Raw genomic sequence first — 11,205 nt, 5'->3', positions numbered from 1 at the left:
GTCCAAGACGGCGAGGTCGGCGAGGAGCTAAAAGCCCTTGTGACTAAGAAGGGCTTTGTGGCGCTTGATTACTGGGATGCTGGATTTAAGCATTTTAGCTCAAGCAAAAAACCAGTTCTTGTGCCATCAGTGGCTTAGCATTTGGTGCAGACAAGGTCTATACGATCAAATTTGCTCACGTTGTTGCAGCTTCTACGCCAAAGGGCAAAGCGGCTGATTTTTTCGCTAAACGTGCCGAGGAGCTAAGTGGCGGTAAATTAAAAGTTCAAGTCTTCCCATCAGCTCAGCTACTTGATGATGATAGAGTTTTTGGCGCGCTAAAACTTGGCAATGTTCAAATGGCAGCTCCTAGTTTTTCTAAATTTACACCTATTGTGCCGCAGTTTCAGCTGTTTGACCTGCCTTTTATCTTTAAAGATGCAGACCACCTTCATAAGGTCCAAGACGGCGAGGTCGGCGAGGAGCTAAAAGCCCTTGTGACTAAGAAGGGCTTTGTGGCGCTTGATTACTGGGATGCTGGATTTAAGCATTTTAGCTCAAGCAAAAAACCAGTTCTTGTGCCAGAAGATGCAAAAGGACAAAAATTTAGAATCCAAAGCTCAAAAGTGCTTGAAGAACAGATCAAAGTAGTTGGTGGCAACCCACAAGTACTTCCATTTTCAGAAGTTTACTCTGCACTTCAACAAGGCGTAGTTGATGCGACTGAAAATCCACTTTCAAATTTCTATAACTCAAAATTTCACGAAGTTCAAAGCTCGCTTACACTTTCAAGTCATGGATATTTGGGCTATTTAGTCGTTATGAGCGATAAATTTTGGAGCAAGCTACCAGATGATCTAAAAGCAAATGTAAAACAAGCTCTAAGCGAAGCAACAGCTTTCGAGAGAGAAGAGACAGCAAAAGAGGACGCTCACGTCATAGCTGAACTTGAAAAATACATCGCTGCTAGTAAAAAACTAGAAATTTATAAGATCGATGATGCACAAAAGGCTGAGTGGCAAAAGGTTATGCAATCAATCTATCCTAAATTTTACGATGTTATCGGTAAAGATCTCATAGAAAAGGCTCTTGGGACAAAATAATGAAGAGTTTTTTTAATGTCCTTGATATAGCGATAGCCTCACTAAATAAAACTATCGCAGTAGTCGGGCTAGCTAGTGGAACATTGCTGGCCTTTGCAAATGTTATGGCTAGATATTTTTTCGATAAAAGCTGGTCATGGGCGAGCGAGCTATCAAACTATCTTTTTATCTGGTCGGCATTTTTTGCCGCAGCATACGGCTTTAATAAGGGTATTCACGTCAGTGTAACTATTTTGGTGGAAAAATTTCCACCAGCCCTTGCAAAAGCATGTTTAATCTTTTCTCATGTGCTAACCACTGTATTTTTGTTATTTATCGCAGCTTATTCTATTGATTATCTACAAATTCTTCACGAGATCGAGCAGATGATAATAGATCTTGGCATACCTCAATGGGTCCCTATGATAGTACTTCCAATAGCCTTCGTTACAGCTGGTTACCGCTCGGCTGAAAAAGCCATAAAAGTAGCTCTAACGCCTGCTGAAAATGTCGTAAGCAACGAAGCGCACGAGCTAGCTCATGGTAGCGTAGTTAAAGATTAAGGAGAAAAAAGATGACAATAGCATTTTTATTTATCCTACTTTTTGCGCTAATGCTAATAGGCGTGCCTGTGGCTGTTTCACTGGGAACTAGCACCGTTTTAACTATGATATTTTTTACAGACATAGACATCGCTACGATCCCACAGCTTATATTTGATGGTATCAATAAATTTTCACTAATGGCGATACCGATGTTTATCTTGGCTGGAAATTTATTAAGTAAAGGTGGCTCAGCAAGACGTATCATCGACTTTGCAAAGTCTATGGTCGGACACTTGCCTGGTGGCTTGCCTATGAGTGCGATATTTGCCTGCATCATCTTTGCAGCGGTCTCTGGAAGCTCACCTGCGACGGTTGTAGCTATTGGCTCAATTATGTTTGCAGCGATAAAAGAGGCAGGCTATCCAAAAGAGTACGCAGTGGGTGGTATAACTACGGCTGGCTCGCTTGGCATTTTGATCCCGCCTTCAGTTGTTATGATAGTTTATGGCGTAACTGCTGAGGTAAGTATTGGCAAGCTCTTTATGGCTGGTGTTGTGCCTGGTCTTATGCTCGGCGCTTTTATGCTTGTTCAAACTTATGTTGGCGCAAAAAAGCTTGGCTTTAAAGCAACTAAGGCTGAACCATTTAAAGTAAGAGTGCAGAAATTTGCCAAAGCATTTTGGGCGCTTTTGATCGTTGTCGTGGTCATCGGCGGAATTTATGGAGGCATTTTCACTCCAACTGAAGCTGCTGCGGCAAGTGCGGTCTATGCGCTATTTATCTCACTTTTTATCTATAGAGATATAAAGATAAAAGATCTTTGGGACATCTGCCTAGACTCAGCCCTTACAACAGCTATGATATTTTTCATCATCGCAAACGCCGTTGTTTTTGCATATTTGCTAACTAGCGAACAGATCCCACAAGCGATCGCTTCGATGATACTTGACGCAAATATCGGTATGATAGGATTTTTGATATTTGTAAATATCTTACTCTTTATCATGGGTCAGTTCATGGAGCCTTCAAGCGTCATCATGATCATGGTTCCACTATTGCTTCCGATTTCAACGCAACTTGGCATAGATCCGATACATTTTGGCATTATCTTAGTTGTAAATATGGAGATAGGTATGGTTACTCCACCTGTTGGACTAAATTTATTTGTCGCAAGCGGTCTTACAAATATGAACTTAAAAGAGGTCATCATGGCATGCTTGCCTTGGACACTTACTTTATTCTTTGGCCTTATCTTGGTTACTTATATACCGCAAATTTCTCTTTGGTTACCAAACCTAATGTATGGACATTAAAATTTAGAGGCTCTTGCCTCTAAATTTATGCTTTTGAGTCGTAATCCGCACTCATAACGATATTTTTACCACTTCGTTTACCAGCATAAAGTAGATTATCGGCTTGTTTTATCATCTTTTCTAAGCTAAATTCTCCCGTACCATCATGAGCAACTACTCCAAAAGTCATAGTTGCATTGATCTTTATGTTTTCAAACTCAACTATATTTTTACTCAAAGTCTCTCTAACACGCTCTACGATACTTACAGCTGCATCTTTTTTTACACCCAAGACGACTGCTAAAAATTCTTCTCCACCAAATCTAGCTACTCTATCTTTATCTCTAAATGTGCTTTTAAATATGCCTGATAAGCTTTTTAAAACAGCATCTCCTGCGCCGTGTCCATAGGTATCGTTTATCTTTTTAAAGTTATCAATATCGCACATAACGATAGCAAAGTCCCTATTTTTATAAAGATCGTTTTGACTTAAAATTTTCTGCATTGAAGTGCGATTTAAAAGTCCTGTTAATGGATCGTGATTTAAGATATTTTCAGCCATCTCTTTTTCCTCTAAGATGCTTAAAAATATAAATAAATTTGAGCTTTCCAAAAGGTACGAAACGATAACCGAAAATACGCAAACCATACTTAAGTTAAAAACAAAAAGTAGATCTTTAAAGCCGTCAAAATCTTTTACAGGCTGGCCATCTAAATATATATAGCAGACTATGGATAAAATTATTTGCGTTGCAACTATTATGTAGTTAAAAAATTTATAGGTAAATGACGTAAAAAATAGTATTAGTGACGATGCTAAAAACAATAACCCAAATCCATATCCCCATCCAAGTATTAGCATACAAACCAATGCATGAAATAAAATTTCAAGCTGGACTATAAGCATTGTTATCTTGTTATTTTCAGGGCTATCGTAAATAAGCCTTAAAAGAAAAAGATAGGTTGCTACTGAAAATACATTCGTAACTGCTAGAATTTCTTCTTTCATAAATAAAAAAATGAAAAAATAACAGACGTGAGTTAATAATATTGAAAATATGATAATTTTTTGAGCCGTATAGAGTGAAATTCTACGCATCCGAGCCCTTTTTTAAAATTTCTAATTCGATACGGTCTTTGCCATTTAGCTTTCCTTCATAAAGCAGCTTATCTACTAAAGTTATGGCTTGCTCAAAATCCACCTCAACACCATTTGCACATATTAGCATGCCAAAGGTCATAGTAACTGGAGTTTTATCTGGAAGTTTTGCGTTGTTTATCTGTTTTTTAAGCCTTTTACTCACTTCGTGGATAAATTCTATCTTTGTATCGGGCAAGATTATCAAAAATTCTTCTCCGCCCCAGCGGCAAACATAGTCTTTACCTCTAAATGATTTCTTCAAAGCACTGGCTACATCTTTTAAGACCTCGTCGCCACAGTCATGCCCATATGTATCGTTTATTTTTTTAAAATTATCAATATCGCCTAGCATTATGACTAAATTTGTATTACCGCTTCTTTCCTTATTAGCAACTAGTTCAAATCCTAAAGTTTTTTCTATTGTTCTTCTGTTTAAAAGCTGCGTTAAAAAATCATGCTTTGAGTCCTTTTCAAGCTCTTCTGTCTCTTTTCTTATTTGCTGATATCCACTAGACGTGATAACATCTGCAAACATTGAAAGTCTTAAAACAATAAAAAAAGCAAAAACAATACTGCACACGACTATCGTCCCTCGTATAGCTGATGGGATCAGCGGCGTCTCATCTTTATGAATAAAATAAAGAAGTATAAGCAAGATTAATTCTAAAAATGCCATTATATAAGTAAGACTCTTTGAATCAAACGCTAGGAAGTAGTTTATAAAAATTACACCAACAAGTATTATCCAAATTCCAGTATTCCAACCCATAGTAGTAACAATAATAGTAACAAGCAATATAATATTTAGGTGAAATGCAAGAGATATTAATACTCTATATTTTATGTCAAATTTTATTCTAAGCAATATCCCAGCTGCTATAAATAATAAGCACATAAAAAGTAGCGGTGTAGCTATGATCATAAAAAGCAACAAAGATAGTGCATTCACAGCTATCATAACGTCTAATATCGTTTTATAGATATCATCGATCGCTTTATAACTACTTTGATCTACAAAATCGTGTGTCAAACAAAACTCCCTGTAAATTTATTCCATTAAATTTCATTAAGTATTTTTAATAAGAGTCGTAACTATCTTCATCCTCATCACTATCTTCGTAGTTGTAATCATTTTCATCGTAATTATAGTCATAACTACCGCTACTATCGTCCTCATCGTCATTAAATTCAGAGTAGTCTTCTTCTACTTCTTCATAATCAAATTCATCACTCATTGTTTTCTCCTTAAATTTTATCTTTGACACTTTCAATATACAAGCTTTGGCTTGGGAATGCGAAATTTAGACCATTTTGCTTTAAAATATCCATAATCTTTAGCATTACATCTTGCTTGACATCTAAAAACTCTCCCCAAACGATAGTCTTTGCAAAACAATAAACTAAGATATTTATCGAGCTGTCTGCAAAATCATCAACCACGACAAATAAATTTGATTTATATCCAGCATAATCATCAACTGAAACTATACTTTGTCTATATTTTAGCCCCTTTTTCTTTGCTGCTATATCCTCACTTTTAGCGATATCTGGATGATTTATCAACATAGTTTTTATATCATCTACACATTTTTTAATCTCATCAGTTGTCGCTCCATACTCAATGCCAATTAGCATTCTGATACGTCTACCAACTTTTCTTCTGCTCCAGTTTCTAACAGGATCGCTTGCCAGTTTTGAGTTTGGCACAAAGATTAAAGCATTATCAAAGCTTCTAATAGTCGTCTTTCTAAAGCCAACCTCAACAACAGTGCCTTCTATATCGCCACAAACTATCCAGTCTCCTTGCGAAAATGAGTTATCAAAGAGCATCATGACAGAAGCAAAGAAGTTTGCGATGATGTCTTTTGCAGCAAATGCAACAGCAAGACCACCGATACCAAGTGAAGCTATGAGAGCTGATATATCAAAGCCAAGCTTTTGAAGAATTAGTAAAAGTGCAATTATTAATACAATTACATAGACTACTTTTAAAACTAAATTTACGACCTCTTTTCGTCTACTCTTTTGAGCGATTTTATCGATTATTACTATGCCATAACCATTTAGGATGGTTAAAACAAGCCATGAAAATGCAACTATATAGACGATTGAGAAGATATTTGCTAGAGTTAGTGGTACTGGCACTGGATAAAAGCTAACACCGATACAAATATTTAGTGCATAAATGATAAGAAGTGCAGAGATAGGCTTTTTAACGATATCTACTATCTGATCCTTTGCCTCCTTTACGCCTTCGCCCGATGCAATGAGCGACATAAGCCAGTATGTGAGTTTGGCAAGAATTCTTGTAAGTGAGACAAAAAATAAAAATACTGCAATTATAACTACGATCTTGCCAACGTTAAATTTTGCCGAATTTATAGAAGTTAGCTTATTTATATATTCGACCGTATCGACTAAATTTAGCTCTGATAAGATCATGCTTGAGCTTAGAAGATCGGCATTATTTTTAAGATAGATTAAAATTTCCTCATCAGTCTCTTTTTTTAGATCAAGCTCGGCAAATGCGTTATCGTAAGAGCTTGAAGTCTCATTTAGAGAATCTTTTAGCTCTTTTATGCTGACGTAAGAATTTGTTTGTAGATTTAAAAGTCCGTTATCTATCACCTCTTTTATAGAGTTTGCTTTAGCACCTTTTTTAAATATCTCTTCAAGATTAATTAAAGCCGATAAATAAGCATAATCTATCTTCATTTTCTCAAGCTCAATAGCACTTTGAACGTAAGCATCTTTGTTTGATTGCTTCTCTAATCTAGCTACTTTTTTTTCTAAATTATTTTTTTGCAAAATAAATTTATCAATATCGTTTTGAGTTACCTCAATCTGCATAACATATAGTGGAATTTTTTCCAAAAGGTCATTTTTTTTCTTTTGAAGTCCAGCTAAATTTGAATTATCAGCTTTTGTTGAGTTTGTATCTTTTTGCTGTGCTTTTATGATTTGGATTTGGCTGTTTAAAGTTAAAATTTGGTTTGTTAGGCTTAGTATATTTTCTTCTTGTGTTTTATTATTTTCAGCACCAAAAAGCATTATAAATGAGAGCAAGACGATGGTTAAAATTTTACGCATTTTCGCCTCTTTTATCTGCTAAAAGTTTGAATGTGCCCTCTTTTAAATCGTAGCTAAAAATTTCACCGGTTTCTATAATGTAGTGCCAGCCATAAATTTGAAGGTTTCCTCTTTCATACTCCTCTTTTACATTTGGATAAGTCATTATATTTTCGATCGAATTTATCACATTTAATCTCTCAGTTAGCCACGCCATCTTTGCTGGATCGTCGCTTGTAAATTTAAGCACTTCTCGCTTGATCGGCTCTATTAGCTTTATCCAATTTCTAACATTTGGCGTGGTATTGAGCTTTTTTTCATCCATATAAAGCGCTGCACATCCACCACAATCGGAGTGTCCGCAAATAATGATATTTTTGATATTTAAAAGCTCTAATGCATATTCGATAGCCGAAGTCGTTGCCAAAAATTCCTCGCTCACTCTATAAGGTGGCACGATATTTGCGATATTTCGTACCATAAAAAGCTCGCCTGGAAGGCAGTTTGTTATCAAGTTCGGTACCACTCTTGAATCAACACAGGATATAAAAAGAGTATGTGGGTCTTGTCTATTTTGTAGACTTTTAAAGAGCTCTTCATGCTCCAAAAAGCCATCTTCCATAAATTTTACCGCACCTTCAAGTAGCGAGTCATCCATAGAAATTTATCTCCATTTTTTATATTTTTACGCGATTATAGCAACTTTTATTTAATCTAAAAAATACTTTAATATATAAATTTTTAACTAATATAATTTGTTAAAATTCTTTTTATTCATTGTTTAATTATTTTAGGCTAAACTCATTCAAAAATTCATAAGGAGATAAAATGAGTCTGTATGATAGGAACTACGCAAAACAAAATCAAGAAGAACTTGCGTACTCTCAAAGCTCACTAAGCACTTTTATAAAGCAAACTTATCAACTTTTTGCAGCATCACTACTTTCAGCAACAGCTGGTGCTTATGTAGGTATTAGCATTGCTAGTGTTTTTGCGGCAAATAGATTTTTGTTCTGGGGACTTGTTATAGTCGAGTTTGCACTACTTTTTGGCTTAATGGCAGCTAAACGTAAAGAGGGATTAAATTTAATACTTCTGTTTGCATTTACTTTTATAAGCGGCCTTACGTTAACTCCGCTACTTTCAGCGATCCTTGCCATGCCAAGTGGAGCTGGTATTGTAGCTCAAGCATTTGGACTAACAACAGTTGCTTTTGGTGCATTAAGTGTCTTTGCGATGAATACAAAACGTGACTTTACAACAATGGGTAAAATGTTGTTCATAACCTTAATTGTTATCGTTGCAGCAGCTATTATCAATATTTTCGTTAAAAGTACAATGTTTCAACTTGTAATCGCAAGTATTTCATCGATCTTATTTAGCGCATATATACTTTTTGATACGCAAAATATTATCCGTGGAAACTATGAAACACCAGTTGAAGGCGCAGTTGCTTTGTATCTTGATTTTATAAATCTATTTACATCGTTACTACAAATTTTAGGAATTTTTAATAGAAATGACTAAAGATGAGCGCATCTACCGAGTAATAGATGCGAATCTAAATAGGCTAAAAGAAGGGCTTCGCGTTGTTGAAGATATAAAAAGATATGTCTTTGATGACGCCAAGCTCGCCTATAAGATAAAATCCCTCCGCCACAAGGCAAAGATCCCGCAAAAAGAATTTTTAAAATTTAGAAATTCTCAAAACGACGTTTTAAAAACTAGCACAAAAAGCGAGCAAGCTAGAGAAAATTTAGACGAGATAATCACTGCAAATTTCAAGCGCGCCCAGGAAAGCGCTCGCGTGCTTGAAGAGTGCTTTAAGCTCATAAATTTAGAACAAGCTGAGCTTTTTAAAAGCATAAGATACGAGCTTTATGAGATTGAAAAAGAACTTTAACTAAAAATTTAAATCTTTTCTTGTATAATCGCAACCAATTATTTTTAAAAATTTAAAGGAAATTTCGTGAGTTTAATATTTTTGATCTTGCAGTTTGCTCTAGCTGTCATCATAACTATCGCTGTTTTACTTCAAAAAAGCTCATCTATCGGACTTGGGGCATATAGCGGAAGTAACGAGAGTCTTTTTGGAGCAAAAGGACCAGCTGGATTTTTAGCTAAATTTACTTTTATCGTAGGTATTTTATTTATCTTAAATACACTTGCACTTGGATACTTCTACAATAAAGATCTAAAGCGCTCTATCGTTGATAGCGTCGATAGTAAATCTCTAGTCATACCAAAGTCAAACGACGTACCATCAGCTCCTAGTGCACCACAAACTCCAGCAAAATAACAATGATAAAAACACTTTTAGCGTCATTCTTGACGCTAACATTTGCTTTAGCAGACGCTCATATTTTAGTCTATCATCGCTTTGATGACCCAAGACACATAAGCACTGATATTTCTATTAAAAATTTAAGAGAGCAGTTTGAATATTTCAAAAATAATGGCTATGAAGTCGTTAAACTTTCAAAGTTAGTCGATGCTGTAAACGCTGGCGAAAAAATACCTGATAACTGGATCGTCATCACTGTAGATGATGGTTATAAAAGTTTCTATGACAAGGCCCTTAGTGTATTTAAAGAGTACAACTATCCATTTGCGCTAATGCTTTATGTGGAAGCCAGCGCAAATAAATATGGCGATTATTTGGACTTTGATCAGATTAAAGAACTTGAGGCTTATGGCGAGATTGGGTACCACTCGTACGCTCATCCAAGGATGACAAAGCTTAGCGATGAGGCCTTAAGAGAGGATTTTCAAAAGGGTGTAGAGACCTTTGAAAAACATATGGGTTATAAGCCAAAATTCTTTGCAGTACCTTATGGTGAGATCGATAGTCGAGTCGTAAAACTTGCAAAAGAATTTGGTTTTTTAGCACTTTTAAATCAAAACTCAGGTGCAGTTTCAGACAAGAGTGATGTTTACGATCTTTATAGAACGCCCGTAATGAACGGTACCAAAATAGCACTAACGTTTAATAGCAAATTTTTAAATGCCCAGTGGATATTTCCGGATAGCTATCCACAAAATAATGCAATAGACAAACTTATTATAAAAACTGATACAAATGCTAGCGAAGGTAGTTTTTTTATGACTGGCTTTAATGGCTTTAAAAAGGTACCTATGACAAATGGTGTTTTTGAGTGTAAATTTAACCCACCGCTCGACAAACGCAAAGTTTTAATATCACTAAAAGTAGATCATCAACGAAGTACAAAACTTCTAATAAAGGACATCAATGCTAAATAAAATTTACGAAACACAAAAAGAAGGCTGCGAGAAAGCAATAGCTTCATTAAAACGCGACTTTACAACGCTTAGAACGGGCAAGGTAAACATTAATATTGTAGATCATGTAATGGTTGATTATTACGGCTCACCAACTCCGCTCAACCAAGTAGCCACTGTGCTTACAAGCGACGCTTCAACTATCGCTATCACACCTTGGGAAAAGAGCATGATAAAAGCGATCTCTTCAGCTATCCAAGCAGCAAATATCGGCGTCAATCCAAATAGTGATGGTGAGAGTGTCAAGCTATTTTTTCCACCTATGACCGTCGAGCAACGCCAAGAAAATGCAAAACATGCAAAATCAATGGGAGAAAAAGCCAAAGTTAGTATAAGAAACGTAAGAAAAGATGCAAATGATGAAGTAAAAAAACTTGAAAAAGAAAAAGCTATAACTGAGGACGAGAGTAAAAAGGGGCAAGATGAGGTTCAAAAGATAACTGACGCCTACACTGCAAAAATTGATACTCTTGTAAAAGAGAAAGAGGCTGAGCTTTTAAAAATATAAAATTTTTAGAAATTTTTCCTTATCTAGCTACTTTTATGTAGCTAGATATTCTCTCAAAATAATATTTCAAAAAAATATTTATCAGCAAGTAGTTTAATTTTTTGTCTGTTGTACTTTTATCTATTAAATATAAATAGAACCTAGACTACATAAAACATAGCCACTACTTTGTCTTTAAACTATTTTCATGGATTGCTTTAATTTAATTTTTGTTTTGGATTCGTCTTAAATTCTTTATTCAATATTATTAATTTTACATATATTTATACACAGGATTACTACCTATTAT

General features: G+C 35.4%; 14 protein-coding genes. 9 read left to right on the top strand and 5 right to left on the bottom strand.

What is annotated here, in order from left to right; all coding sequences use genetic code 11:
- The first annotated feature begins 39 nt into the window (after window positions 1-39).
- The 4 genes from CYP54_RS10065 to CYP54_RS02005 are packed head-to-tail and all read left to right on the top strand — an operon-like array spanning window position 40 to window position 2,919.
- Window positions 40-138, top strand: a complete 99-nt coding sequence (locus CYP54_RS10065; protein WP_345968867.1) for a hypothetical protein — start codon at window positions 40-42, stop codon at window positions 136-138.
- Window positions 126-1,082: a DctP family TRAP transporter solute-binding subunit gene (locus tag CYP54_RS02015; protein ID WP_103604006.1), complete on the top strand. Its 957-nt coding sequence runs from the start codon at window positions 126-128 to the stop codon at window positions 1,080-1,082. Before CYP54_RS10065 ends, CYP54_RS02015 begins: the two co-directional genes overlap by 13 nt.
- Entirely contained in the window at window positions 1,082-1,624 is a 543-nt protein-coding gene (locus CYP54_RS02010) for a TRAP transporter small permease (protein ID WP_103604005.1), read from the top strand. The genes CYP54_RS02015 and CYP54_RS02010 overlap by 1 nt, the downstream gene beginning before the upstream one ends.
- A gap of 11 nt (window positions 1,625-1,635) precedes the next feature.
- A complete protein-coding gene (locus tag CYP54_RS02005) occupies window positions 1,636-2,919 on the top strand; it encodes a TRAP transporter large permease (protein WP_072595211.1) in 1,284 nt (427 codons plus the stop codon).
- A gap of 25 nt (window positions 2,920-2,944) precedes the next feature.
- On the opposite strand, the gene CYP54_RS02000 is transcribed toward CYP54_RS02005, so the two are convergent.
- From CYP54_RS02000 to CYP54_RS01985, 5 genes are read right to left on the bottom strand one after another with little or no spacing between them, the layout of a single operon-like run.
- Window positions 2,945-3,997, bottom strand: a complete 1,053-nt coding sequence (locus tag CYP54_RS02000; protein WP_103604004.1) for a GGDEF domain-containing protein — start codon at window positions 3,995-3,997, stop codon at window positions 2,945-2,947.
- The gene (locus CYP54_RS01995; RefSeq protein ID WP_257638067.1) at window positions 3,990-5,069 is read right to left on the bottom strand and encodes a GGDEF domain-containing protein; all 1,080 of its coding nucleotides are present in this window, start codon (window positions 5,067-5,069) and stop codon (window positions 3,990-3,992) included. Before CYP54_RS01995 ends, CYP54_RS02000 begins: the two co-directional genes overlap by 8 nt.
- 46 nt (window positions 5,070-5,115) lie before the next feature.
- On the bottom strand, window positions 5,116-5,274 hold the full coding sequence (locus CYP54_RS09805; protein ID WP_180371751.1) for a hypothetical protein: 159 nt from the start codon (window positions 5,272-5,274) through the stop codon (window positions 5,116-5,118).
- Window positions 5,275-5,284: 10 nt separating this feature from the next.
- On the bottom strand, window positions 5,285-7,129 hold the full coding sequence (locus CYP54_RS01990; RefSeq protein ID WP_103604003.1) for a mechanosensitive ion channel domain-containing protein: 1,845 nt from the start codon (window positions 7,127-7,129) through the stop codon (window positions 5,285-5,287).
- A complete protein-coding gene (locus CYP54_RS01985) occupies window positions 7,122-7,766 on the bottom strand; it encodes a carbonic anhydrase (RefSeq protein ID WP_103600671.1) in 645 nt (214 codons plus the stop codon). The genes CYP54_RS01990 and CYP54_RS01985 overlap by 8 nt, the downstream gene beginning before the upstream one ends.
- A gap of 170 nt (window positions 7,767-7,936) precedes the next feature.
- On the opposite strand from CYP54_RS01985, the gene CYP54_RS01980 reads away from it, so the two are divergent.
- From CYP54_RS01980 to frr, 5 genes are all read left to right on the top strand, one after another.
- Window positions 7,937-8,635: a Bax inhibitor-1/YccA family protein gene (locus tag CYP54_RS01980; RefSeq protein ID WP_103604002.1), complete on the top strand. Its 699-nt coding sequence runs from the start codon at window positions 7,937-7,939 to the stop codon at window positions 8,633-8,635.
- On the top strand, window positions 8,628-9,011 hold the full coding sequence (locus CYP54_RS01975) for a thiamine-phosphate pyrophosphorylase (RefSeq protein ID WP_103604001.1): 384 nt from the start codon (window positions 8,628-8,630) through the stop codon (window positions 9,009-9,011). The genes CYP54_RS01980 and CYP54_RS01975 overlap by 8 nt, the downstream gene beginning before the upstream one ends.
- 66 nt (window positions 9,012-9,077) lie before the next feature.
- Window positions 9,078-9,407, top strand: a complete 330-nt coding sequence (gene secG / locus CYP54_RS01970) for a preprotein translocase subunit SecG (protein WP_021091090.1) — start codon at window positions 9,078-9,080, stop codon at window positions 9,405-9,407.
- Between the two features lie 2 nt (window positions 9,408-9,409).
- Window positions 9,410-10,369: a polysaccharide deacetylase family protein gene (locus tag CYP54_RS01965; protein WP_103604000.1), complete on the top strand. Its 960-nt coding sequence runs from the start codon at window positions 9,410-9,412 to the stop codon at window positions 10,367-10,369.
- The gene (gene frr, locus CYP54_RS01960) at window positions 10,359-10,916 is read left to right on the top strand and encodes a ribosome recycling factor (RefSeq protein ID WP_054197299.1); all 558 of its coding nucleotides are present in this window, start codon (window positions 10,359-10,361) and stop codon (window positions 10,914-10,916) included. Before CYP54_RS01965 ends, frr begins: the two co-directional genes overlap by 11 nt.
- The last annotated feature ends 289 nt before the right edge of the window (window positions 10,917-11,205 follow it).

This window comes from Campylobacter concisus (assembly GCF_002914005.1).
Taxonomy (GTDB): Bacteria; Campylobacterota; Campylobacteria; order Campylobacterales; family Campylobacteraceae; genus Campylobacter_A; species Campylobacter_A concisus_N.
The sequence above is the reverse complement of the archived record's forward strand: the minus strand, read 5'-3'. Positions and strand labels throughout refer to the sequence as shown.

Excerpts from the sequence above, each read along its gene's own strand:
- CYP54_RS02010 (WP_103604005.1), top strand. The coding sequence starts at position 1,082 with ATGAAGAGTTTTTTTAATGTCCTTGATATAGCGATAGCCTCACTAAAT.
- CYP54_RS02005 (WP_072595211.1), top strand. The coding sequence starts at position 1,636 with ATGACAATAGCATTTTTATTTATCCTACTTTTTGCGCTAATGCTAATA.
- CYP54_RS02000 (WP_103604004.1), bottom strand. The coding sequence starts at position 3,997 with ATGCGTAGAATTTCACTCTATACGGCTCAAAAAATTATCATATTTTCA.
- CYP54_RS09805 (WP_180371751.1), bottom strand. The coding sequence starts at position 5,274 with ATGAGTGATGAATTTGATTATGAAGAAGTAGAAGAAGACTACTCTGAA.
- CYP54_RS01990 (WP_103604003.1), bottom strand. The coding sequence starts at position 7,129 with ATGCGTAAAATTTTAACCATCGTCTTGCTCTCATTTATAATGCTTTTT.
- CYP54_RS01985 (WP_103600671.1), bottom strand. The coding sequence starts at position 7,766 with ATGGATGACTCGCTACTTGAAGGTGCGGTAAAATTTATGGAAGATGGC.
- CYP54_RS01980 (WP_103604002.1), top strand. The coding sequence starts at position 7,937 with ATGAGTCTGTATGATAGGAACTACGCAAAACAAAATCAAGAAGAACTT.
- CYP54_RS01975 (WP_103604001.1), top strand. The coding sequence starts at position 8,628 with ATGACTAAAGATGAGCGCATCTACCGAGTAATAGATGCGAATCTAAAT.
- CYP54_RS01965 (WP_103604000.1), top strand. The coding sequence starts at position 9,410 with ATGATAAAAACACTTTTAGCGTCATTCTTGACGCTAACATTTGCTTTA.
- frr (WP_054197299.1), top strand. The coding sequence starts at position 10,359 with ATGCTAAATAAAATTTACGAAACACAAAAAGAAGGCTGCGAGAAAGCA.